Annotated in this window: 22 protein-coding genes and 2 tRNA genes; 6 read left to right on the top strand and 18 right to left on the bottom strand. The window is 50.7% G+C overall.

What is annotated here, in order from left to right; all coding sequences use genetic code 11:
* Positions 1–11: 11 nt before the first annotated feature.
* The 3 genes from ybeY to miaB are packed head-to-tail and all read right to left on the bottom strand — an operon-like array spanning position 12 to position 2,926.
* Positions 12–482, bottom strand: coding sequence for an rRNA maturation RNase YbeY (gene ybeY / locus O9X78_RS01590; RefSeq protein WP_269617840.1), 471 nt, complete (start codon positions 480–482; stop codon positions 12–14).
* On the bottom strand, positions 479–1,465 hold the full coding sequence (locus tag O9X78_RS01585) for a PhoH family protein (protein WP_269617931.1): 987 nt from the start codon (positions 1,463–1,465) through the stop codon (positions 479–481). The genes ybeY and O9X78_RS01585 overlap by 4 nt, the downstream gene beginning before the upstream one ends.
* 45 nt (positions 1,466–1,510) lie before the next feature.
* Complete coding sequence (miaB, locus tag O9X78_RS01580) at positions 1,511–2,926, bottom strand: tRNA (N6-isopentenyl adenosine(37)-C2)-methylthiotransferase MiaB (protein WP_269617839.1); 1,416 nt, start codon at positions 2,924–2,926, stop codon at positions 1,511–1,513.
* A 174-nt stretch (positions 2,927–3,100) separates the two neighbouring features.
* On the opposite strand from miaB, the gene O9X78_RS01575 reads away from it, so the two are divergent.
* Complete coding sequence (locus O9X78_RS01575) at positions 3,101–3,445, top strand: DUF1820 family protein (protein WP_269617838.1); 345 nt, start codon at positions 3,101–3,103, stop codon at positions 3,443–3,445.
* 83 nt (positions 3,446–3,528) lie between these two features.
* Here the strand turns inward: O9X78_RS01575 and O9X78_RS01570 are convergent, their stop codons facing one another.
* From O9X78_RS01570 to O9X78_RS01500, 15 genes are all read right to left on the bottom strand, one after another.
* Complete coding sequence (locus O9X78_RS01570; RefSeq protein WP_269617837.1) at positions 3,529–4,806, bottom strand: aspartate aminotransferase type Ic; 1,278 nt, start codon at positions 4,804–4,806, stop codon at positions 3,529–3,531.
* A 140-nt stretch (positions 4,807–4,946) separates the two neighbouring features.
* Positions 4,947–6,431: a DUF1631 family protein gene (locus O9X78_RS01565; RefSeq protein ID WP_269617836.1), complete on the bottom strand. Its 1,485-nt coding sequence runs from the start codon at positions 6,429–6,431 to the stop codon at positions 4,947–4,949.
* 150 nt (positions 6,432–6,581) lie between these two features.
* A complete protein-coding gene (cmoB, locus tag O9X78_RS01560; RefSeq protein WP_269617835.1) occupies positions 6,582–7,553 on the bottom strand; it encodes a tRNA 5-methoxyuridine(34)/uridine 5-oxyacetic acid(34) synthase CmoB in 972 nt (323 codons plus the stop codon).
* Positions 7,550–8,272, bottom strand: coding sequence for a carboxy-S-adenosyl-L-methionine synthase CmoA (gene cmoA / locus O9X78_RS01555; RefSeq protein WP_269617834.1), 723 nt, complete (start codon positions 8,270–8,272; stop codon positions 7,550–7,552). Before cmoA ends, cmoB begins: the two co-directional genes overlap by 4 nt.
* Positions 8,273–8,482: 210 nt before the next feature.
* Positions 8,483–10,174: a hypothetical protein gene (locus O9X78_RS01550; protein WP_269617833.1), complete on the bottom strand. Its 1,692-nt coding sequence runs from the start codon at positions 10,172–10,174 to the stop codon at positions 8,483–8,485.
* 226 nt (positions 10,175–10,400) lie between these two features.
* Positions 10,401–11,642: a DUF3047 domain-containing protein gene (locus tag O9X78_RS01545; protein ID WP_269617832.1), complete on the bottom strand. Its 1,242-nt coding sequence runs from the start codon at positions 11,640–11,642 to the stop codon at positions 10,401–10,403.
* A 559-nt stretch (positions 11,643–12,201) separates the two neighbouring features.
* Positions 12,202–12,278, bottom strand: a tRNA-Met gene (locus O9X78_RS01540).
* 74 nt (positions 12,279–12,352) lie between these two features.
* Positions 12,353–13,444, bottom strand: coding sequence for a redox-regulated ATPase YchF (gene ychF, locus O9X78_RS01535; protein WP_269617831.1), 1,092 nt, complete (start codon positions 13,442–13,444; stop codon positions 12,353–12,355).
* A 6-nt stretch (positions 13,445–13,450) separates the two neighbouring features.
* Positions 13,451–14,038, bottom strand: coding sequence for an aminoacyl-tRNA hydrolase (gene pth / locus O9X78_RS01530; protein ID WP_269617830.1), 588 nt, complete (start codon positions 14,036–14,038; stop codon positions 13,451–13,453).
* 39 nt (positions 14,039–14,077) lie between these two features.
* The gene (locus tag O9X78_RS01525; RefSeq protein WP_269617829.1) at positions 14,078–14,710 is read right to left on the bottom strand and encodes a 50S ribosomal protein L25/general stress protein Ctc; all 633 of its coding nucleotides are present in this window, start codon (positions 14,708–14,710) and stop codon (positions 14,078–14,080) included.
* Between the two features lie 87 nt (positions 14,711–14,797).
* Positions 14,798–15,730, bottom strand: a complete 933-nt coding sequence (locus O9X78_RS01520) for a ribose-phosphate pyrophosphokinase (RefSeq protein WP_435056039.1) — start codon at positions 15,728–15,730, stop codon at positions 14,798–14,800.
* Positions 15,731–15,881: 151 nt separating this feature from the next.
* Positions 15,882–15,956: transfer RNA gene (locus O9X78_RS01515), tRNA-Gln, on the bottom strand.
* Between the two features lie 22 nt (positions 15,957–15,978).
* Positions 15,979–16,824 carry a 4-(cytidine 5'-diphospho)-2-C-methyl-D-erythritol kinase gene (gene ispE / locus O9X78_RS01510; protein WP_269617828.1) on the bottom strand — a complete coding sequence of 282 codons (846 nt, stop codon included), beginning with the start codon at positions 16,822–16,824 and terminating at the stop codon, positions 15,979–15,981.
* Positions 16,824–17,399, bottom strand: a complete 576-nt coding sequence (lolB, locus tag O9X78_RS01505; RefSeq protein ID WP_269617827.1) for a lipoprotein insertase outer membrane protein LolB — start codon at positions 17,397–17,399, stop codon at positions 16,824–16,826. The genes ispE and lolB overlap by 1 nt, the downstream gene beginning before the upstream one ends.
* A gap of 7 nt (positions 17,400–17,406) precedes the next feature.
* Positions 17,407–19,176 (bottom strand): tetratricopeptide repeat protein, encoded by a 1,770-nt coding sequence (locus tag O9X78_RS01500; protein WP_269617826.1) that lies wholly within the window; start codon positions 19,174–19,176, stop codon positions 17,407–17,409.
* A 184-nt stretch (positions 19,177–19,360) separates the two neighbouring features.
* Here O9X78_RS01500 and hemA point away from each other — a divergent pair, with 184 nt between their 5' ends.
* From hemA to O9X78_RS01475, 5 genes are all read left to right on the top strand, one after another.
* Positions 19,361–20,632 carry a glutamyl-tRNA reductase gene (hemA, locus tag O9X78_RS01495; RefSeq protein ID WP_269617825.1) on the top strand — a complete coding sequence of 424 codons (1,272 nt, stop codon included), beginning with the start codon at positions 19,361–19,363 and terminating at the stop codon, positions 20,630–20,632.
* 43 nt (positions 20,633–20,675) lie between these two features.
* Complete coding sequence (gene prfA / locus O9X78_RS01490) at positions 20,676–21,758, top strand: peptide chain release factor 1 (RefSeq protein WP_269617824.1); 1,083 nt, start codon at positions 20,676–20,678, stop codon at positions 21,756–21,758.
* Between the two features lie 44 nt (positions 21,759–21,802).
* Positions 21,803–22,621 (top strand): peptide chain release factor N(5)-glutamine methyltransferase, encoded by an 819-nt coding sequence (gene prmC, locus O9X78_RS01485; protein WP_269617929.1) that lies wholly within the window; start codon positions 21,803–21,805, stop codon positions 22,619–22,621.
* Complete coding sequence (locus tag O9X78_RS01480) at positions 22,618–23,367, top strand: HesA/MoeB/ThiF family protein (protein ID WP_269617823.1); 750 nt, start codon at positions 22,618–22,620, stop codon at positions 23,365–23,367. The genes prmC and O9X78_RS01480 overlap by 4 nt, the downstream gene beginning before the upstream one ends.
* Positions 23,368–23,448: 81 nt before the next feature.
* Complete coding sequence (locus O9X78_RS01475) at positions 23,449–24,300, top strand: HvfX family Cu-binding RiPP maturation protein (protein WP_332108495.1); 852 nt, start codon at positions 23,449–23,451, stop codon at positions 24,298–24,300.
* Positions 24,301–24,392 lie beyond the last annotated feature (92 nt).

Genomic DNA, 24,392 nt, shown 5'->3' with positions numbered 1-24,392 from the left:
GGGTGCTGTCCTCACAAAATAGGGGTATAGGGGTTACTGATTTCCAGTGTTTTTAAGAGCGCAATTTCCAGCGCTTCCATCTCTTCTGCTTCGTCATCGTCAATGTGATCGTAGCCGAGCAGATGAAGTGTACCGTGAATTACCATATGCGCCCAGTGGTCTAGGCAGGCTTTGTGCTGTTCATTGGCTTCACGCTCAACCACTTGTTTGCAGATCGCAAGATCGCCAAGCAGGGGTAATTCTAACTCGGGTGGCAGATCCGCAGGAAACGATAATACATTGGTCGGCCCGGATTTTTGCCGATACTGCATATTTAATTCAGAGCTTTCGGCCTCGTCGACGAGGCGAATACTGAGTTCAGCTTCATCTCTCAGCCCCTGAAGTGCTGTTTTCGCCCATAGCGCAAAGTGTTCTTCAGTGGGCAGATTGGCGGCGTCGCAGGCAATTTGTAAATCGAGTTCCAGCTCGACGGCGGCGGTCATCGCGGTGCGTCGTTCGCGGCTTCAAACGCGGCATAGGCTTCTACGATGCGCTGAACCAGAGGGTGGCGGACTACATCTTTGGCAGCAAAATGGGTCATGCTGATACCTTCGATGTCGCTCAGAACCTTCATGACGTGAACGAGTCCAGAGGGGGTGCCGCGAGGTAAATCTATCTGGGTGGCGTCGCCGGTAATCACGGCGGTGGACCCAAAACCAATTCGAGTTAGGAACATTTTCATCTGTTCCCGGGTTGTATTTTGCGCTTCGTCTAGAATGATGTAGGAATCATTGAGGGTTCGGCCGCGCATATAGGCCAGCGGAGCGATTTCAATGATATTACGCTCAATCAGCTTGGTCACCGTTTCTACGCCGAGCATTTCATAGAGCGCGTCATAAAGCGGGCGCAGATACGGGTCTATTTTTTGCGCCAGATCACCGGGTAAAAAGCCCAACTTTTCGCCCGCTTCTACGGCGGGCCTAACGAGGAGAATACGCTGCACTTCATTTGAAATTAAGGCTTCGACTGCACAGGCTACCGCGAGATAGGTTTTGCCGGTTCCAGCGGGGCCAATGCCAAAATTGATGTCGCAGTTTTGAATGGCTTTTACATAAAGTTGTTGGTTTTTGCCGCGGGGCTTTATGCTGGCTTTCTTGGTTTGAATGACCACCGGCACATCGTCGCTGCTCACGGGACGACTAAGTTGCTCTATACCAGATTCCTGCAGGTGCAGGTGTACGGTTTCGGTATTGAGGGTGCTGCCGTTTTGGCTCTCGTTGTAGAGGTGCTTGATTAGCTGCACCGCGTCATCGACCGCATTGGCCTGACCGTTGATTTGAAAGGTATTGCCTCGCGCGGCGATGCGAACCTGTAGGCGTCGTTCGATTAATTTGAGATTGGCATCGAGGTGACCGCAAAGGTCAGCCAGCAAGCGGCTGTCGTTGGGTTCAAGTGTAAGAACGCGCTGTATGTCTTGTGCAGTCAATGATTCACCGAATGCCGCAGGGCGGCGTAAATGGGTTTGCAAAAATTACGCTATTGCTTTGCCAGTGTCGCAAAGCTCGCCGCGCAATGAGTTGGCGTAGGCTTGCAAAATATCAACGTCGACAAATTGACCGATAACGCCTTGGTCTAAACATGGAAAGTTAACGACCCGATTGTTCTCGGTACGTCCCTGAAGTTCGCCCGGATCTTTGCGAGATACGCCGGTAACCAGAATGCGTTGCTGTGTTCCTACCATCTGACGGCTGATGCGAGCGGCATTTTGTAAAATATGCTGCTGCAGGATTGCCAGTCTTTCCTTTTTCACATCCTCTGATGTGTCATCAGGTAATTGGGCTGCCGGTGTGCCTGGGCGGGCGCTGTAGATGAAACTAAAAGAATGGTCGAAGCCGATGTCTTTTATAAGTTGCATGGTGTTATTGAAGTCGTCGTCGGTTTCGCCGGGGAAGCCGATAATGAAATCTGAAGACAGGCTTATGTTTGGGCGAATGGTTTTGAGTTTGGCGATTTTTGCGCGGTATTCGTCGGCGGTGTGACCGCGTTTCATGGCCGCCAAAATGCGATCACTGCCGTGTTGAACGGGCAAATGTAAGTGGTCGACTAATTCAGGCACGGTGGCATAGGCTTGTATAAGCGCTTCGCTAAATTCGACCGGATGAGACGTGGTGTAGCGAATTCGGTCGATACCCTCAACTTGGGCGACAAAGTGAATAAGCTCGGCGAAGTCGATGATTTCGCCTTCGTGATTTTCGCCGCGATAGGCGTTCACGTTTTGGCCGAGTAAATTTACTTCGCGGACGCCTTTGGCGGCAAGTTGAGAAACTTCAACAATGACGTCCTCAAAGGGGCGGCTGACTTCTTCGCCTCTGGTGTAGGGCACCACGCAGAATGTGCAGTATTTGGAGCAGCCTTCCATAATTGAGACAAAGGCGCTCGGGCCGTCGACGCTGGGTTCTGGTAGCGAGTCGAATTTCTCGATTTCAGGGAAGGTAACGTCAACAATGATCGGTCCATCTAGTTTTTTGGCATCGAGCATGTCGGGCACGCGGTGGAGAGTTTGCGGCCCAAAAATAAGATCAACATAGGGCGCGCGCTTGCCAATATCGCTGCCTTCTTGGCTGGCAACGCAGCCACCAACCCCAATCTTGATGTTGGGGTTTTTGTCTTTTAGTTTTTTCCAGCGGCCGAGTTGGTGAAAGACTTTTTCCTGCGCCTTTTCACGAATTGAGCAGGTGTTCAGAAGCAGTACGTCGGCCTCTTTGGGGTCGTCGGTGAGCACAAGGCCATGACTTACGCCGAGTAAGTCTTGAATGCGCGAAGAATCATACTCGTTCATTTGGCAGCCATGGGTCTTGATGAATAGCTTTTTGGGCTGTTCAGCGGCGATTGGGGTCGCGGTTACCGATGCTGGACTTGCGGTGTTTGATGTGAGTTCTTCAGGCATAAGGCGCAAACAGGCTGCTAATAAAATTGGGCAGGCATTATAGCGAAAATGCGCGCTAAAACCCAGAAGTGCGGTGGATTTGGCAAATTTATGCTATGATCCGCGGCCCGGTTTTCCGGTGTATTACAATCTAGCAAAGTGCCCTGCAGCAGTACCAGAGACAATGGAAAGACTATGGCCCAAGTTCCTATTTATAAAGTCATTTTTCTCAACAACAGCAAAGTTTATGAGCTTTATGCGCGCGCAATATACCAAAGCGACATGTATGGTTTTATAGAAATTGAGGAATTTGTGTTCGGCGAGCAAAGCCAGATTGTGGTTAATCCGGGCGAAGAAAAGCTGAAAAACGAATTTAGTGGCGTCACCCGAAGCTATATTCCAATGCATTCTATTGTGCGCATTGATGAGGTAGAAAAAGAGGGCACGGGTAAAATCGTTGATGCCGAGGGTGGCAGCAATGTGCGCCATTTCCCCAGCGTGCCGGGTCGTCCTATTACCCGTTCACCAGACAGCGAGTAAGTTTTACAGCATCAAAAAGCAAGGTTTTGCGAATAAAAAAGGGGTGCCAATTGGCACCCCTTTTTTGCGTTACTGCATAGCGATTAGCTTAGGCGTTGTTTTACCGAGGCTAGTTTTACGCAAGTCACAAAGACTGCCATGGCGCGGTCAATCTCTTCTAGGCTGGGCACACTCGGCGCAATACGAATATTGCTGTTGGCGGGATCTTTGCCGTACGGGAATGTGGCGCCAGCGGGCGTGAGTTTAACGCCCGCGTCTGCAGCTAATTTCACCACGTCTTTTGCCAGGCCTGGCAGGGTGTCGAAGGATACAAAGTAACCGCCCTGGGGCTCGGTCCAGCTTGCCATACCTGTGTCGCCAAGACCGTCACGCAAATGTTTTAGTACGATATCAAACCGTGGCTTAAGCACTGCTGCGTGTTCACGCATGTGTTCGGTAATCCCGTCCGCGTCTTTAAGCAAACGAACGTGGCGGAGTTGGTTGATTTTATCTGGGCCGATTTGCGACATGCCTAGGTGATGGGTAAAGGCCTTTAAGTTGCCCTTAGACATACCGGCGAATGCCACGCCTGCACCTGCATAGGTGATTTTTGAGGTGGAGCCAAACAAGTAAACGCTGTCTTCGGTGCCGTGTTTACGGCAGCTGTCCATCAGGTTGGCGAGTTCTGGTGCATCGTCGCTTAGGCTGTGAACGGCGTAGGCGTTATCCCAAAAAACGCGGAAGTTACTGCTGGCGATTTTGCCGAGTTGGGCAATTCGCTCAACAACTTGATCCGAATAAACTGTACCGGTAGGGTTGCTGAAGCGGGGTACACACCAGATGCCTTTGATTGATGGGTCGTTTTTTAACAGCTGCTCTACCGCGTCCATGTCTGGGCCGTCGTCATTTAAGGCAACGGTAACAAGCTCAATGCCTAGGTGCTCGCAAACAGCAAAGTGGCGGTCATAGCCGGGAACCGGGGCCAGAAACTTAACCGCGCCGCCTTCGCTGCTCCAGCTTTTTGCTAGGTCGCCAAAGCCCTGATGCAGACCGAACTGCGCGGCCATATACATCAAAGTCAGGCTGCTATTGCCGCCAATCAAGGTTTCGTCTTGTTTTACACCAAGTACGCCAGCGAATAGGCGCTTACACTCAGGAATGCCATCTAGGCCACCGTAGTTGCGCAGATCGGTATTGCTTTCGTTGCTTAGGTCGTTGCCTAAGATTTCATTAATACTGTCTGACAAAGAAAGTTGCTGTGCGCTAGGTTTGCCGCGAGTGAGGTCTAAATTAAGGCCAGAGGCTTTAAACTGCTGATACTCTAGGCTTAGGGAAGCTTCCCATTCGCGCAGTTGTTCGGTAGTTGCTTGGTCGAGTTGCAAAGTCATCACCTTAATGCGTGATCGCTGTAGCGCGATTGAACGTGTTGAAATTGGGCGCGTTAGGCCGTGATAGCCAGACATGCGGGCGGCAAATTATACCTAGTTTTCATATATATCAACACCCACTAACGCAGATTTGCCTAACGTTTGGCGTCTGGTTGGCTGATGCTGGTGCTGCGACCTGACGCGATTAAGCGCAGTTGGTGGAGTTCTTCAATAAGGGTTTGGGTGGCGTGATAGCCGTAGTTGATGCGCTGTAGGCCGTCGCTCAGATCCTTTTCGATATCTTTACTCATGGCCTTGGCGCGGCGCAGCTCAGTCCAGTCTGAGTGGGGCTGTATATACCAGAGGATGTCATCGATTAGCTGTAGGCTGCGGCGCAGTGGTCCACTGTTGCTGCCGTGGCGCAGCCAGTGGTAAAGAATAATGGTCGTCATTGGGCCGTAGAGCATATTGTCGATGCTAACAGGCAGTTCAATGCCGCTGATTTTTGCGTCTAGCATTTCGTGTACTTTTCGACGCAAGCGGGTGAGGCGCTTTTGGCCGACCTCAGCATTCAGATTCCGCTTGTCGTTGAACTTTATGGTTTGTAGCAAATGCTGGCAGCAGGCATCTACTTTTTCGCGTACGTTAGAAAATTGATTCGCGCTAATATCGTGGTCTGTAAATGTTCTTACGATGGCCTTGAGTTCGGTTTCAAATTGCTGGCGCTGCGCCGGTGGGGCGTCATCCCAGTGGCCAAGGGTGCTAATGATTTGCCGGCAGACTTGTCTGGCTGGATGCAGCGGGTGCAGATACGTGCTGCGATCACGCAAGGCCAATGTGCTGACACTGGTCTGCAGTGTATTCAGCGACGCGAGAATTCCCGATGATAAGCGTCGGCGGGTGGGTAACTGATGAAAAATGATAGCGGCGGCTTCAAGTAACTCGCTGTCACTGGGGTCGAAAACGGCTGAGCTAAGGGGCTGGCTACTGTTGTTAGAGTGCAGTTTTAATAGCCGATTCAGTCGAGTTTCTGTCAGCGCACGTTCTTGGGTAGAGAGGTTTTTCTCTAGGAGTTGCTGTTTTATGTGACTGATCCAGCCCTCTAAGTTTTGGGTCTGGTTTTCTATCGGCAGCGACTCTAACAATGCGTCATAGAGTTTGCTTAATTCTTGAATGACTAAGCCTTGGAACATGGTCAGTGCTTGGTGGCGGTGAGCCGCCTCCAGTTTTAACGGCACTAAAATTTGTTGGAAACCAGCTAGCACTGTTATGGGTGATATAGCGCGGCAAAAGTAACTGAGTTGCGGCTTTTCGTGCTGGACGTAGTCATTAGGTAATCTTTCAAGTCGCTGGGCAAGTCGGTCTAAGTCAGGTGTGCTACCTAATTCATAGGCGCGTTTGGTATTGAAAGCGCTATTAATATGGTCGGCGAAAAGCCGGAAGGCTTCGTCCTGTCCCTGCTTTACCGCGATTTGCTGTGCTAGTAATTCGATTTGCTCTGCTGGATCAGTTGCGGTCAGCGAGCGGCGGTGAAAATTGTCTTCTAGTCGCTCAAAGTAGCGGTACAGGTGATCGCCAAGCCACAGTCTCGACTGTGATTTCAGGCGGTCAGCTAGAAGTCCGGTACCAGTTTGCAGCATGCTTTAATCCGTTGCGCCCGTTCTTAATATTTTCTGCGCGTAGTCATACCAAAATATGTTACAAACATAGCACAAAAGTCCCTTTTTGTGCCGTTGATTTTATGCTAACTGCTTGAAAAGTCGAATTCTATTGTCAGTTTTGTGGACGTGTTATGGTTTTTCGGCAATGAAAGTAGCACGTCGCGGCGCGGGGTAGCCCTCGACAGTTTGATCTGGGTTGTCAGTGTTAAGAAATTCGGCAAGGGAGTGAAAGCTCATCCACTCTGTGCTGCGCTGTTCGTCGGTGGTGGTTGTGCTGACGTCTACGAGCGTCGGAGATGTAAATCCGGCCTTTTTAAGCCAGCCTTCCAATGTAGCGACGGTAGGAATAAACCACACATTTCCCATTTTGCTATAGCGTCCCTCGGGGACGAGAACTTCGCCCTCTTTGCCTTCAATCACCAGTGTTTCTAACACCAGTTGTCCGCCACTGCGCAGGCTGTCTCGCAGCGCAAAAAGATGATCGAAGGGCGAGCGACGATGGTAGAGAATACCCATTGAGAATGTGGTGTCGAAGGCCTGCAGTTTTTCCGGTAGGTGCTCAATACCCATTGGCAGCACCGCGACACTGTCGTCCTGCAGGTATTTTTGCAGCGCAAAATATTGCGTCACAAACAAGGGTGTCGGGTCGATGCCGACAACTAAGTCGGCACCGGCACCTCGCATACGCCAGCAGTGGTAGCCACTGCCGCAGCCGACATCTAATACGGTGCGTCCATTCAGCGGAGCGATCGCATCTTTAAGGCGATCCCATTTCCAGTCTGAGCGCCACTCGGTGTCGATGTGCACGCCAAAGAGCTCGTAAGGACCTTTTCGCCAAGGGTGCAGACCTTTGAGTGCGTCGTGTAGTTGCTCGCGCTGATTGTCGGTGATATTGCCATCAGCGCCGACTCGCGAGGCATTCAGTGTTCGGGTGTTCGGAGTAATGTCTGGCAGGGCGGCAAGTGCGTTTTTCCAGCGCGGTAAGTCGCCATAGCGAGCTTCATTTAAGCCTTCTGCTATTTGCTGCGGTAGCGTTTCGCGCCACTGCGCTAGTTCTGGATGCTGGCTGAGTTTGTTCAGAAAAGCGTGGTAATCGATCATTTGATGGCAACGAGAGAGGCAAAATTAAAACATTGGAACCAGACGTCGATGCTGCTGAATCCGGCGTCGCGAAGACGCTGCTGGTGCTGTTGCAATGACTCCGGTACTAAAACATCTTCAAGCGCACTGCGCTTTTGAGCAACTTCCAGCTCACTATAACCATTGGCGCGTTTAAACGCGTGGTGCAGGTCGGTGTTGAGCTCTTGAAGGTGTGGATCTAAAAACACGATTTTTTCTGACAGTATTAAAATGCCGCTGGGGCGCATGGCATCGCTAATTTTTTTAATGAGTGCGGCGCGCTCGCTGGCCGGTACAAATTGCAGGGTGAAATTAAGAACGACTACCGACGCGTTTTCGATGGCTGTGTCTTGGATGCTTTCGCAGCGAAGCGAAATAGATTGAGGTATGTCAGCAATATAGTCTTTGCAGCGATCGATCATAGCTTGCGAATTATCTACCCCGATAATCTGGCAATCGCGCTCACCGATTTCCCGCGCCATCGCCAAGGTGCTTGCGCCGAGTGAGCTACCAAGATCGTAGCAATTACTACCGCTTTGCGCGTATCGACCAGCCATAACGCCGGTCATGGCGATGATGGTTGCGTAGCCCGGTACCGACCTCTGAATCATGTCGGGAAATACCTCAACGACGTGCTCGTCAAAGGCGAAGCGCGGGAGGTTGACTTGGGGTTGGGCGTAGATGGCGTCGTGTTTGGTCATGGGGTTGTGCAGTGTCTTTTATGGGTGGGTATTTTATCACAGAGAAGATTGTGTCGGTGGTAGTGATTGTGCCGTGGAGTTCATGATGCCGTCACGAAGTTTATAAGGCTGATGAATGACTATTCGTGGGGTTCAAATAGCTTTTACGGGTCGCAAATTGTTGAGGCATTTGGCGGGGAAAATATCCGCCAAATGCTCGGTAGGGTAGCTTTAAGGAACTACAGTCTGAGTAACGTTCGCTGTTCCCCGTGAAATAAAGCCAGCAGGTGTAGTGACAGTTACTCTAAATGTTCCGGTACCAACGGCGGTGCCCGGTTTTATCTGAAATGCAAATACGGCGGGGCCTGGCTCGTTCGTTGAAGCTATTGTTTCGGAGCTAGGGCCTACGATGCTGCCTTGGTCAGTGGATACACTAACCGTTGTGCCCCCTGTTGGAAATTGCCCGTTTTCGTCTTGAATGCTGACTAAGACAGTTTGCGTGCCGGCATCGAGGCTAATTGCAGCAGGTTGGACATTGATAAAAAAACTAGAGCCGGAGAGTACAATGACTATATTGCTACTAATATTAATTGTCGATTGATTGGTATTACATTTACTAGGCCCATTGCAAAGTAGTCCTTCATATACGCCACTTGCTGAGTCTCTTGTATTGTTGTTATTGAAATCTAAGTAAGGTTCGTTCGGTGAATCATATACACCATTTTCATTATCATCGCGGAACGCCTCACCTAAATCTGTAAAGGGCTCGGCATCGTCATAGCGTCCATTTGAAGGGTTTGCGTCATTAAAGCTTTCTTCGCCTATGGCGCTTGCCAAAATAGTCACCCGACCATTGCTTGGGCGTGGTTCTTGCGATGTCATTATTACCGAACATGCTCCGCCAGCGGTTGTGCAGCTGCCCTGTACTGAAGCGCCCTCAGCTTGGAAGACAATAGCTGTTCCATCCGGCACGGGGTTGTTATATCTGTCTGCTGCACGCAGAGTTAAGGTCGTTTGAATTCCGTCTCGCTTCAATCCTTCTATATTTAATGAGGTCGCACTCAATGAAAAGCTATCTTGGTCTGGTATGCCGGTTGTGATTGCCAGTGCACTTGATTGCGCCGAGCTGGTAATACCGTCGCGAATCGCTGTCGCTGTAACGCGTACGCTTGAGGCTATACTTCCAGATGCGACAGTGGTGCTGACCATGCCGGTTGCGTCTGACGTGTCAGAGCTGTTGCTGAGCGTTATGCCGCCAGTGGTGTTATTTAGGACAAAGCTTACGTCTTGATTGGGTACTGGCCCACCGGACGAGTTAGTAACTAAGAAACTGACAACTGATTGTTCAGGAATTGCGCCAGAGCCTTTGATACCGATTATCTGCGGAGTTGCCGATACAAAACTAATTGAGCCGAGAGGTGCTGGAACCGTTTGTAAAGTAACGGTAGCTGTAAAAGTAGTACCGTTTAGGCTGGTTTGCGCGGTCACAATATCCGCGCCGTCGCATCCACGAGTAGCATAGGTCACGCTGACTGTGCCGGTCGTGTTACTTGCGATTGTTGAATCAAATTCTGACAAACCTGAGCTTGCGCATGGTGAAGTGAACAATATATCCGTTGTGTCTGTTATGGGGCTGTTATTTTGATCAATAAATGAAACGGTTAGTGACGCACTTTGGCCGGCATCTAAACTGGTTTTATTTGTTGCGATTTGTCCTGCCGTAAAAGTGCCAGCAGAGAATGAGCCAAAGCGAATCACCGTTGGTTCAGTAACCGCGCCTGTGCCCCCGTCACTTCCGTTATCGCCAGATGAGTTCGTGTTATCACTTGGCGTTAAGCTCGGCCCATCACCGCTTCCGCCTCCGCAGCCGACAAATAAAAATACTGCAAACATTAATAGGCAGGCACGAAACAAGACCTTCATAACGGATGTCCTCTATCTCTTAGGCAGTTCTGCTGGGCAAAGGTAGCCAACAGATTATATATATTCTTAGGTTAGCGCAGTAAGTCACTAAGTATGAAGGAATATTAGCGTAATTTACTATTTTGTGCGGAAAACTTGTGATCAGAAAGCCTAAATAGGGTTAAACATATGCCTGATGTGCAGTTGTGAGGCAGGTTAGGCGGCTTTGGCCGCCGGAAAGGTTTTGTTAGCTGTAGATGATTTTTGTGCCTTGTTCATTTTGTAATTTTATCTTGCGATAGCGGCAATGTCCTTCGCCTCGTTGGAAGGCTGAATTAGCAATCAGCCACACACCAACTACTTTTTCGGGTAATGGCCCGCCAATGGCGCGTTGGTAGTCCGCGAGGACATTACGAGATTCATTGAGCCAGCGTCCTAAATCTGTAGGATTGTTTCGCAGAACCCAATGGGTTTCGCGCTTATCCCACCATGGCAGCGGGCACTGAAATATAGTATCTACGTCGAGGTTGCTGCTCCACATATAGGTAAGATCAAGGCCATTGTCGAACTCTATTGCGATAGACAGGTAGTCATGTGTGGGTTGAATATGCTCGGCTAATTTAGATGGTAAAGCGTCAACACACCATTGCCAGTTAAAGACTAAATCGCTGTTCAGCGCCATATTTACTGGGTACTGCAAGATTCCGCCATTAGCATGTGTGGTACAACACAGTACATCTTCTTTCTCTTGGTATATTTCACTTTCGCCTAAACGCCATAAATAGTGCCAGCCTTTCGGGGGCCGAATAGGCTCTTTAAAGCGCGCTAGTACTGGCCCAAACAAATCTTCGTCGGCAGTTGCAGCCGTAGTTAAAGATTTCTCTGTATCCGCCCGCCAGCGTAGGACGGCGACGGCAAACTGTCCGTTAACCTGCAAGCTTGCCATGCTCGGATCAAATCCGCCCTGTGAATCACCAAACTCACCCGGTACCGCCGCAATGAGTTCTAATGTGCCGCCGTGTTCCGCGGTAACAATAGCGCCGCCCAGAGGAAGCGTATTGATATATCCCGTGCCATCCTGCTTAACGATTCGATACCACAGGCCAAAGTTTGCGCCAATGACGACGTCGAGCCGTCGCGACAGGTAAAGGCCGCCATCTCCCATTAGTGTTACTGACTCACCCGCCGCCAGGCTAATACCTGTATCCGTCCATTCGTGTGAGCCGGCCGGCAAGGTAAAAAGGTCGCAACTGGCTAATTGTTTATCTAGATCCTGTAGTGCGGTTTCTAGGCGTCGTGTAAACGCTGCAGCTATCTCTTCAGCCTTTGGGGGCTGATTTATCAGGCTAAAGCGCGAGCGAATGAAGTTGACGAAAGTGGGGAGCGGCGATGGCGGATTTCTTTGCGGCGGGTTTGTCGGGTCACGGGGCTCTTGGTCACCTGTCAGGCCGAGAGTTTGATAGATGCGCTGGAAAGCATTAGATGACATTTGTTGTTCCTGTATTGGCTGTCGCTGAAGTTGGGTCACTCGGTAAGCTATTGGTTTTATAAGTGGCTACGTGTCATTTTAAACTTGGTGTGTTGATAGGATATTAGTCGCAAATTGCTTGGGGTGTGAGTTTGTTTGGTGGTGGTTCTGTTTGAAATGGTGGTTTTTTTGGATAATGGTAGCAAGGGACGGGCTGTGGATTGATCAATAGCAGGCTTTGGCCTGCTATTGCCCCTTCGGGCGGCTGTTGCCGTCTAAAATGTTGGTCGCATTTTATCGAACCGCGCGGCGGTTCTCATTCACCCGCTGAGTGTGGAGTGCTTTACTTGGGGCGAAAAAAAACATCCGTAGGTGGACTCTTCGAATAGTGGTGGTGAGGCGTATAGCGGATTGATCAATAACAGGCTTGGGCCTGTTATTGCCCCGTTGGGCGGCTATCGCCGTCTAAAATGCTGGCCGCATTTTATCGAACCGCGCGGCGGTTCTCATCCACCCGTTGAGTGTGGAGTGCTTTACTTGGGGCGAAAAAAAACCACCGTAAGGTGGTTTCTTCGAATAATGGTAGCAAGGGGCGGATTCGAACCGCCGACCCCAACATTATGAGTGTTGTGCTCTAACCAACTGAGCTACCTTGCCACAGTCTCTCTATCGAGAGAAGGCGCGCATTTTCCAAGGATCGGCGCACCTTGTCAAGCGCCGATCAGCTCGGCTTATACATTGAAGCGGAAATGGACGACATCGCCGTCTTTTACAACGTAGTCTTTGCCCTCCAAACGCCATTTTCCGGCGTCTTTTGTGCCTTGTTCGCCTTTGTACTGAATGTAGTCGTTGTAGGCGATAACTTCGGCCCGGATGAAGCCTTTTTCAAAGTCGGTGTGAATAACCCCTGCGGATTGTGGCGCGGTGGCGCCGACGGGGATTGTCCAGGCGCGAACTTCTTTTACGCCTGCCGTGAAGTAGGTTTGTAGGCCAAGTAGTTGATAGCCAGCGCGGATAACGCGGTCTAGGCCGGCTTCTTCCATGCCGAGGTCAGTGAGGAATTCTTGTTTTTCCTCTTGATCTAATTCGGCAATTTCAGATTCGAGTTTATTGCATATTGGTACCACGATTGCGCCGTCTTCGGCGGCGATGGCCAGAACGACATCTAGGTGTGGGTTGTTCTCAAAGCCATCTTCGTTGACGTTGGCGATGTACATGGTGGGCTTGATGGTGAGTAGGTGTAGCGTGCGGGTGCGCGCCATCTCGTCGCTATCTAGTTCTAAGGAGCGAACAGGTTTGCCTTGGTCGAGGTGAGCAAGTAATTTTTCAAAGAGGTTTTTGAGTGCAGTGGCTTCTTTGTCGCCACTTCGTGCAACGCGAACTACTTTTTGTAACTGTTTGTCGATACTTTCCATATCAGCCAATGCCAGCTCGGTATTGATAATGTCGATGTCGGCTGCGGGGTCGATTTTATTGGCAACGTGAATGATGTTGTCGTTGTCAAAGCAGCGCACCACGTGGGCAATGGCGTCGGTTTCGCGGATATTGGCGAGAAATTTGTTGCCGAGACCTTCGCCTTTTGAGGCGCCAGCAACAAGTCCTGCGATGTCGACGAATTCCATGGTCGCGGGCAGTACACGCTCTGGTTTTACGATCTCGGCGAGTGCCTGCAGGCGAGGGTCCGGCACCATCACGATGCCAGAATTTGGCTCAATGGTGCAGAACGGGAAATTGGCCGCGTCAATGCCAGCGTTGGTGAGTGCATTGAAGAGGGTAGACTTGCCGACGTTGGGCAGTCCGACGATACCGCAGTTAAATCCCATGTGTTGTTACCCTTGTTTGTAGCTGTGCAATTTATTCATGGCTTTGGCCCAGTCTCCGCGTACCGCGTCTTCTAGGGTACGCAGTGCTTCGTCTATGCAGCGATCGATGCTGATTCGTTCTTCTGCCGGCGGCTTGCCAAGTACGTAATTGGTGACCTGAGATGCGTGACCGGGATGGCCTATGCCGACTCTGAGTCTATGAAAATGACTATTGTTGCCTAGTTGAGCGATGGTGTCGCGCAGGCCGTTGTGACCGCCGTGGCCGCCACCGTTTTTATAGCGAGCTGTGCCGGGCGGAATGTCCAGTTCGTCGTGGGCGACGAGTATGGCTTCTGGCGAAATTTTGTAAAAATTGGCTAGCGCCGCGATAGCTTGTCCGCTGCGATTCATAAACGTAGTGGGGATAAGTAGGCGCAAGTCGTGGCCGTGGTAGTGAATTCTGGCGGTGTCGCCAAAGAAACGGGCTTCGCTAGTGAGCGTGCAGCCTTGTTGCCGGGCTAGCTCTGAAACAAACCAAGCGCCCGCATTGTGACGTGTATCGTGATATTGCGGGCCGGGATTAGCCAGCCCAACTATCAGTTTTATCGTTTCCAATGGAGCGCCTGTTACTGTTGGCCCCGAAAGGCCGTCAGCTTACTCTTCGTCTGATGCGACTTCGCCGTCTTCGCCAGTGTCACTGCCGCCGCGTGGCGCGTGTACAGTTGCGATAGCCAAATCGTGATCTTCACCTAGTGCTAAAGCAGGGCTTTCTACACCTGCAGGTAGTGTTAGGTCAGAGATGTGCAGGGTAGTGCCAGTTTCGACAAGCGCCATGTCCACTTCGATGAACTCAGGCAAGTCTTTAGGCAAACACTGGATTTCAATATCAGTAGCAGCATGAGTGATGTTGCCGCCCTGAGTTTTCACGCCAACGCAGGTATCTTCGTTTATGAAGTGCAGCGGTACGTGCAGGGTAATTTTAGTGTTGGCATCAACACGCAAAAAGTCAGCGTGCAGTATTTTTAGCTTAGCGGGGTGACGCTGAAGATCTTTAAGTACAACTGATTCTTGCTTGCCATCGATGTCCAGAGTAACTACAGAAGTGAAGAACGCTTCATCTTCTAAGAACCACAGGAGGTCTTTGTGCAAAATGCTGATCATTTGCGGTGCGTTTTCGCCACCGTAAACAATAGCCGGTACTTCACTTTCCAGACGACGTAGGCGGCGGCTCGCACCTTTCCCTACATCTGCGCGCGCTTTGGCGCTGACTGTGTAATCGCTAGACATAATAGTCTCCTTAATAACGCGAAAACCGCCGACTTGCGACCAGTGCGGCGGTAAATGTCGATAAGCCTGTTGCTAAACCGTTGTGGTTTAACGAAACAGAGCGCTTATCGACTCTTCATTACTGACCCGTCGAATTGACTCGGCCAATAGATTTGCCAGGGTTAGCTGACGAATTTTGGTGCACTTTCTTGCTTCTTCTGACAGTGGAATGGTGTCGGTAACAACCAATTCATCTAGTTCAGAGCCATTAATATTCGCAATGGCGGCGCCGGATAATACAGGATGTGTGCAGTAAGCGACAACTTTTGCTGCGCCGTGCTGCTTTAAGGCTTCGGCGGCCTTACACAAAGTGCCGGCGGTATCGACCATATCATCCACCAGCAAGCAGGTTTTGCCCTGTACTTCACCGATTATATGCATGACTTGCGCAACGCCTGCCTGTGGACGACGTTTATCGATAATGGCTAGGTCTGCGTCATCTAATTGCTTTGCTACAGCGCGGGCGCGAACAACACCGCCGATGTCGGGTGATACGACCATTTGGTTTTGGTATTGCTGGCGACTGATATCGTCGAGCAGTACCGGTGAGCCGTAAACGTTATCTACCGGAACGTCGAAGAATCCTTGAATTTGCTCGGCGTGCAAATCAACAGTCAAAACACGATTAATGCCAACGCCGCTCATCATGTCGGCAACGACTTTGGCGGATATTGGTACACGCTGTGAACGCACGCGGCGATCTTGGCGAGCGTAACCAAAGTAGGGTACAACAGCGGTAATACGACCGGCGGATGCTCTGCGCATAGCGTCGGCCATAACGATGAGCTCCATCAAATTGTCGTTGGTGGGTGCGCAGGTTGGCTGTAAAAGAAAGACGTCAGCGCCGCGGACATTTTCATTTACTTCGACGTAGATTTCGCCATCGCTAAACTTACCAACCGTCGCATCGCCTAGGGGTAGGTGAAGATGCTCAACAACTTTGCGGGCGAGTTCGGGATTGGCATTGCCGGTGAAGACCATCATCTTGGGCACGGTCAGAGTCCTGTTAGGCATGTGTGTTTTGAAAAATCAGGTGGTGGCTGCCTACGTTCATAAAGCTAGACAGTCTTCAGATCGTTATTTTACGCGACTGACACTGAATTACATGTGGCTTCTGGCTACATGGTTAAAATGGCTGGGGTGGTAGGACTCGAACCTACGGATGCTGAGATCAAAACCCAGTGCCTTACCACTTGGCGACACCCCAATAAACTTTTTACGATAACTTCTTAGAGTAAGCCCAATGCTATGTGCAATGGCGAGGTGTTTACACCTCGGGCGACAAAACCATGGGTACCTAATGGTCGTTGCTCACAAACTGTCTGTGCAGTCATCTGATCTGCGAAGCTGGCAAAGACGCATGCGCCTGTTCCAGTAAGCTTCGCGGGAGAGAATTGTTCCAGCCAAATCAAGGCCTTATCAATTTCCGGATAGAGTTTTCGAACCAATGGTTCGCAACTATTTCCGGTACCCCCCTCAAGAAAGGTCGCTATTTTGATCGGTGAGTCATGGCGTGTCAATTGTTCATGACAAAAAATTTCTGCGGTGGAGACATGGCAGTCGGGCTTTAGCACCAGATACCATAAATTACTTGTTTCTACGGGTTCGAGTTTCTCTCCTATTCCCTCCGCCCACGCCGTTTTACCACGAACGAATACAGGGACGTCAGCGCCAAGCTCTAAACCAATCTCGGCCAGCTCATCGATGCTCAGGCCCATTTGCCATAGCTTATTCAGGCCCAGTAGGGTGCTGGCGGCGTCGGAGCTTCCGCCACCGATGCCGCCTCCCATGGGCAGTCGCTTTTCTAATCGGATATCCGCGCCGACGGGTATGTCCCGCGCTAAAGGCTGAAGTTTTCGCGCCGCGCGGATAATAAGGTTGTCTTCTTTGCTAACGCCGTCGAGCTCGCTTGCCAGTGTTATTTCGTCGTCATTGCGTTGCGCTAGCGTTAGTGTGTCGCCATGATCCAGCAGCTGAAAAAGAGTTTGCAGCTCGTGATAGCCGTCAGCTCGGCGCCCGGTGATGTTGAGAAATAGATTAATCTTTGCCGGGCATGGCAGGGTCAACGTTTGCATTATTGACCGCAGAGTGTGGGTTGGTCTTGCCAGTCACTGATGATTAGGGTTAGCCGAGTGTTCGCCGACTCCGCGCTAATCTTATTCGGTAGCTGGTGGAACGGGGTGCGGTAGCGATAGGTGATTTTCCAGCCAATTTGCGCAAGCTCTTCCAGTTGCCCGTTGGTGTTGACGCGGCCCTCTAATTTTTCTGTTGGGGTCGGGCGTCCTCTTACCCAAAAACGTAAGGCATCGACGGGGAGAGGCCACTCGGCCTGACTGGCAAGTTCCTCTATACTTTGCGCGTGGGTGGTTTCGCCATTCTGTATCAGCATCGCTCCAGTTTGATCTGCGGATAACTCAATGCCGCCGGCGCCGAGTGGGCCGCTGAGCCGTATACGAACACGTTCGGCGCTGCACTGAGACCAGTCGATTGTTGCGCTCTCTTGTTTGTCGCCATACCACAGGCCTATTTTCCCTTGTAGTTGCCAAATCTCCGACTCGCTGTTTACGGCCGGCTTTGGCGGCGTCGCACAGGCACTAATTGCTAGCGCGGTAATAATGGCGAGGGTTCTCAATAGGGATGACTTAGACATGTACGCGCTACTCATTAAAAAGTTCTAGCTTGCGAAGTGTTTCCATAATAATAGGGCTATTAGGCGTATTTTTTAAGCCTGTTTCCCATACAGCTTTGGCGCGTATTTTATCACCACTGAGCCATAGGGCTTCACCTAAGTGTGCGGCAATTTCATGGTCTTGAGTTTGTTCAAAGGCTTTTTCTAGCAATGTGATTGCTGCGTTGAGGTTACCTTTTAACAACATAATCCAGCCGTAGCTATCGATAATTGCCGGATCGTCTGGTTCTAGTTCAAGTGCGCGCTTTACTAGCTGCTCGGCTTCGTCGAGTCGCGAATTACTTAAATTTGCCAGGCTATATCCCAGTGCGTTTAGCGCGGTGGCGTTGTTAGGGTCTCGGTCAATGATGTGCTGCAAATCTCTTTCTACGTCGTCAATATTGCCCAGCTTTTCACTAAATAAAGACCGCGCATAAAGCAGTTGCTCGTTATCGGCGCGATTCTTTAATGCTTTGCTGAGTAACTCGTAGCCCTGCGTATAGCGTGCTTCTTTGCGTAGTATTTCCGCTTCTAAGAGGTAGATGAATATCGCTTGTTCGGGGTGATTTAAACGCAGGGTGCGCAGTCTCTCTAAAGCTTTGTCTGTACTTTCAACGGCAAGGCTAATACTGGCAATTCGCTGGCTGGATTGGGTGAACTCCGCCGGCCCGGTGGCCTGTAAATAATAGGTGATGGCTTCGGGCCAATTTTGATCTTCTTCAGCTAGGCGGCCAAGAATATAATTAGCGCGGCTGCGAAGTTCAGGGGTTTCATTGAGTGATTTAAGTTGCGCGGCAACTTCTGCAGTATTGCTAAGCTCGCGATTGATGAGCATAAGTTCGAGCAGCAAATCCCTGTCGTCCGGGTTTTGTCGTATTAGTTCTTCGTATTGTGCCTTGGCTTGGAATAAATCAGTTTTAACCAAGCGGCGAGCGAGGTCATGGCGTAAACGTTTATGCTGCGGGTTTTGGTCTACGGCGTAGCGCAGGCGAGTCAAGGCTTCTTCGTCTCGTCCCAGTTGGCTTAGGGTGCGAGTCTCAATTAATAAGGCGTGCGGATTGTCAGGTTCTTCATCGAGGACCTCATGAATAAGTGTTAGCGCCTCTTCTTCTTGGTTACGGTATTGCAACATTAAGGCTTTTGCGATTTTTAGAGAGTTGTCACCGGGGTGCAATTTAAGCTGTGCGCTGAGACCATCGAAAAACTGCTGTTGTTCGTCTTTGGGTTGCGACAGCACGGTGGCCGCCAAGGCTGCAAAATTACTGTCGCCACCAAGTTCAAGCACTTTAATCATATAGGGCAGTGCGGCGAGGGGATTTTGGGTCTTCGATAGCGCTGACGACAAGATAAAGTAGCCTTCGGCGGCTTCGGGCTCTTCCGTTACCCAGCGTTTTGCGTAAATAGCCGCAATGTCGTCACGGTCTAGATATTGAGCTAGCTTAGCGGTAGTGATGATAACGCCAAGATCGCCAGTTTTTTCCGCTTGATAGGTGTAGTTGTCTAGCGCTGTTTCTAGGTCTTGGTTACGAAGCGCGACTTCGGCCACTAGTAAGTCGAAGAAGGCATCTTCTGGAAAGGGGCGTGTAACAGGCGCAGGCTTTGCGCTGACGGCGGCTTCTATCTCCGGTGTTTGTTCTTGTTCGGCTGTGAACACGGCACAGCCGCTGAGGAGCAAAACTGAAAAACTGAATAGCAGTTTGGTAAAGGCATGGTGCATAGTAAAAATATCAGTACCGTGATTAAAGGCCAATGTTAGCATGGCTCTTTGCTGGTGGTTAGGGTTGCCGCATAGGACATTTGCGGTAGCGATTAATTCGCGCCATATCGGCTAAACGTAGATTGTTTTGCAAAAGGTGGGAATAAAATCCACTTTTGTCCCCTGTCTTGCTAAAATTCCCCGCTATTTTGGCTTCGTACTGGATAAAGCAGGCACTCTGTACTCAATGAAATTGCTCGTAATTGGCATTAATCACAATTCTGCGCCTGTCTCGGTTCGCGAGCGGGTGGCGTTTGTGCCTGAGCAAATGAGTCAAGCGCTGAACGATGCGCTCGGTTGCACGGGCGTTTCTGAGCTCGCCATTTTGTCTACCTGCAATCGAACTGAGTTGTATGGTATTGCTGAGAGTGATGGTGATGCTGCCGCTGCAAGTATGCTGGATTGGTTGGCGTCTTATCATCATATTGGCCGCGATGAGTTGAGTGCGTGTATATACGATCATCGCCGCGAAGACGCTTTAAGACACATGATGGGTGTGGCCTCGGGGCTAGATTCAATGGTGTTGGGCGAGCCGCAAATTCTGGGTCAGATGAAATCGGCCTACGCGGTTGCGGTCGACGCGGGAACAGCGAACGGCGTTTTACATCGCATATTTGCCCATGTATTTACCGTTGCCAAGCGTGTGCGAACGGATACCGCGGTAGGCGAGAACCCCGTGTCGGTTGCCTACGCGGCAGTGAATTTAACGCAACATGTCTTTTCATCGTTAAGCAGCTGTACCGCGCTGTTGATTGGCGCAGGTGAAACCATTGAGCTGGTGGCGAGGCACCTTCATGACAAGGGCATAAAGCGACTGATTATTGCCAATAGAACCTTGGAGCGGGCCCGCGAGCTGGCTCAGAAATTTGACGCAGAGGCGGTTATGCTGGCGGATATTCCGCAAAGTCTTGTCGGCGCAGATATCGTCGTTGCCTCAACAGCGAGTCAGTTGCCGATATTGGGCAAGGGCGCGGTTGAAGGCGCGCTTAAAAAGCGCAAGCATCGTCCAATGGTGATGGTTGATATTGCGGTTCCTCGGGATATTGAGCCCCAGGTTGCGGAATTGGCAGACGTTTACCTTTATACGGTTGATGACCTGCGAGAGATTGTTGAAGTTAATAAACGTGCTCGGCAGGGTGAAGCGGCTAAGGCGGGCGATATTATTGAGTTGGCGCTGCGTGAGTGGGAATCGCAGTTGCGAGCTTTGGATGCCGTTGACACTGTCAGGGATTATCGTGCTAAGGCCGAGCAGTTGCGCGATATAGAACTAGAGCGTGCACTGCGTAATTTGGCGAAAGGTGATGATGCGGAGCAGGTCCTAGAGCAACTTGCCCGTGGTTTAACAAATAAATTAATACACAGCCCAACCACACAGATAAAAGAAGCGGGCGCGAAAGGGCGAGTTGATCTTATTCATTGGGCGCGTGAATTATTCCAGCTCAAAGACAGCGATTCCTAAGCATAGGGTCAACAGACCCTAACTACACACTAAGCGAGAAAATATGAAGGCCTCCATTGTCACTAAACTCGACAATTTGCTTGATCGTTATGAAGAAATCGGCGCGCTATTAAGCGACGGCGAAATAATTGCCAATCAAGATCGCTTTCGCGGTTTGTCGAAGGAATACGCCGAAATTGAGCCAGTGGTTGAGGCGTACGGTCGCTTTCGCCAAATAGAAGAAGACTTGGCCGAGGCGACCGCTATGTTGGCGGAGGATGACGCTGACATGCGGGAAATGGCCGAAGATGAAATAGCGTCGGCCAAGGAAAAATTGGCTGGGCTAGAGGTCGAGCTACAAACCCTACTGTTGCCGCGTGACCCCAATGACTCTCATAACGTGTTTTTAGAAATTCGCGCCGGTACGGGCGGTGATGAGGCGGCGATTTTTGCGGGCGATTTGTTTCGCATGTATTCCCGTTATGCTGAGCGCAAAGGTTGGCGGGTAGAAGTGCTGAGTGAGCGCCAAGGCGAGCATGGCGGCTTTAAAGAAATTATCAGCCGCGTTGCGGGGCAAGAAGTGTATGGCCATCTCAAATTTGAGTCTGGCGCACACCGTGTGCAGCGGGTACCCGAAACTGAATCTCAGGGGCGTATTCACACTTCTGCCTGCACGGTAGCGGTAATGGCCGAGCCGGAAGAGGCTGATGAAATAGAGTTGAATAAGGGTGATCTGCGTATCGATACGTTTAGATCGAGCGGCGCAGGCGGTCAGCACGTTAATACTACCGACTCTGCGGTGCGTATTGTTCACATTCCCACCGGTATTGTGGTGGAGTGTCAGGACGAGCGTTCGCAGCATAAAAACAAGGCGCGGGCGATGTCTCTGCTAGCCGCCAAAGTGAATGATGCTGCTAGCAGTAAAGCGCAGCAGGACCAGGCGACCGAACGGCGCAACTTGGTGGGCAGTGGTGATCGCTCCGAGCGCATTCGAACTTATAATTTTCCGCAGGGACGAGTGACGGATCACCGTATTAACTTAACCCTTTATAAATTAGACGAATTTGTACAGGGCGATGTTGATTGTGTTGTGTCGCCCCTGCGGCAGGAATACCAGGCCGATCTTTTGGCTGCGTTGGCGGAATAATGGGCGTGTCTAGCGCTGTACCTGCATTGACTATTGCTGAGGCGATGGCGATGCGACAGCGCTTAATGGGTTTGAGCGACTCGCCGGATTTAGATGTTTCCTTGTTGCTATGCCACTGCCTAGAGAAACCCCGCAGTTATCTGTATAGCTGGCCTGAAAGTGAACTGGCGCCAGAGCAGGAAAAACACTTTCGCCATTTAGTAGATCGCCGAATCGCGGGCGAGCCAATCGCCCATATTTTGGGTGAGCGAGATTTTTGGTCCCTACCCTTGGCTGTGTCGCCGCTTACCTTAATTCCGCGACCAGATACCGAGTGCTTGGTAGAGCGGGCGTTGGGCATACTCGCCGAGCAAGTAAATCCCAAAATTTTAGATCTCGGTACCGGTACCGGTGCTATCGCTTTAGCGTTGGCGTCAGAGCGGTCGGATGCTGACATACTCGCGTCGGATTTTTCTTCTGACGTTGTCGCGTTAGCTGAGCGAAATCGCGATACCCTTGGCCTGAGTAATGTGCGACTAGTGTGTTCAAGCTGGTTCGATTCAATCCCTGTGCAGCGTTTTAATCTTATTGTTAGCAATCCTCCCTATATCGACCCAGACGACCCTCATTTAAGTGAGGGTGATGTTCGATTTGAGCCTAGCTCCGCCCTAGTTGCGGCAGAGGGCGGCATGGCGGACTTGCGTAGTATTATTGGCGCAGCGCCTGATTATTTGATTGCCGGTGGCGAATTGCTACTGGAGCACGGCTACAGTCAGGGCGAACAAGTGCGCACAGCCCTGATTGAACGGGGCTTTAGCAATGTTGCTTCGCAGGCTGATTACGGTGGTAATGAAAGAATGACATGGGGCGCGTGGTTGACATGAATGACGAGCAATTGCTGCGCTATAGCCGTCATATTTTATTACCGGCGCTTGATATCGCAGGGCAGGAAACGCTGCTCAATAGCAAAGTGTTGATTGTGGGGATGGGCGGTCTTGGCTGCCCTGTGGCTCTTTATCTTGCAGCCTCGGGTGTCGGTGAATTGCATTTAGCGGATGACGATACCGTCGATCTTAGTAATTTGCAGCGTCAAATTGCCCACGGTCAGGCCGATATAGGCCGTATGAAAACGGCATCAGTAGCAGATAGCGTGGCAGCGATTAACCCTGAGACTAAATTGGTTTTGCTCGATGCTAGGCTCAGTGGTGAGGCACTCCTTGCGGCGGTAGAGTCTGTTGATCTAGTCGTTGATGCCAGCGATAACTTCACCACACGCTTTGCACTTAACGAGGCCTGTTACCGGGCGCGGCGGCCATTAGTGTCAGGGGCGGCGATACGTGGTGAAGCGCAGCTAAGTGTGTTTGATTTTCGACGGGATGATTCGCCCTGTTATCGCTGCCTGTATCAGGATGGCGATGACGCGGCGTTAAATTGTGCCGAAAGCGGTGTGCTTGCGCCCATCGTGGGGATGGTTGGGAGCATGCAGGCCCTTGAGGCATTGAAATGCTTGGTGGGTATTGGTGAACCCTTGATCGGACGGCTATTGCTTATCGATGGAATGACAATGGAAGTACGGCAGCTCAATTTGCGTCGTGACCCTGAGTGTCCCGTTTGTGCAAAGTCTTTTTAGGGGTTTCAGTGGGCGGCTCTCGATAGGCGGCCATTAAATAATAAGTTTTTACAACGCATTGATAATGAGTGAGGGATCATCATGAGGTTGCTTTTCCGGGGCTACTATTTTTTGCACGATGGCATACTCAGTCTGCTGTCCAAGCTTGATGGTGTTGCGCCATTCTTAATTCGTCTGTATTTATCACCGATTATGCTCGCTGCAGGGCTCTATAAACTTGAGCATTTCGATGCGACCGCGAGTTGGTTGGGGCAGGGTTTGCATCTTCCCTATCCAGAGCTCATGGCTTATTTGGTGACTTACACAGAATTAGTGGGTGGATTTTTATTGCTGTTTGGCCTTGCTGTGCGCTGGGTGAGTATTCCCCTAATGGTCGCAATGCTGGTCGCGGCCTATAGTGTTCACTGGGATAACGGCTGGTTTGCGATTGCGCCGAGTGATCCGTTAACAAGTGCGGCAAAGCCGTTGGCTGATATTGGTCTGCCGATGGCAAAAGAAAGTATGGAAAATAGTATTGGCGTTGGTGAGCGTTTGGGGCGGGCCAGAGCCCTGCTAAACGAATACGGTCACTATGGCTGGCTAACAGAAAAGGGCAATTATGCAGTCCTGAATAATGGTATTGAGTTTGCTGCCACGTATTTTATTATGCTGCTGAGTTTATTATTTAGCGGCGGTGGACGGTACTTGAGCTTGGATTATTTTTTAGATCGGCAGGTGCGGCAATATATGAAGCCAATACCGATTGACACAAAGATGGAGCCAGAACTTGAGCCGGCAAAGTCAGGCGCTGAATCCGCAAAAAAGGCCGAAGTTCAGCCAGAAAAATTATCCGAGACGCCACCCAAAGATAAGTCAGAAGCGGCAGTAGAAACAGCTGTCGATACAAAGCCATCATCCCAAGAATCACAGGCTGGCACTGAAGTGAAGGAATAATGCTAGAATGGCTGATTATTGAGCAATGTAAGAAGACTGTATTTTGTTAAAAAAGTTGTTTGGATCAGGTAAACCCGCGCCCAAGGCCGCAG

It is taken from the genome of Zhongshania aquatica (genome assembly GCF_027257955.1).
GTDB classification, from domain to species: domain Bacteria; phylum Pseudomonadota; class Gammaproteobacteria; order Pseudomonadales; family Spongiibacteraceae; genus Spongiibacter; species Spongiibacter aquatica.
This window is presented reverse-complemented; position numbering and strand designations above follow the sequence as displayed.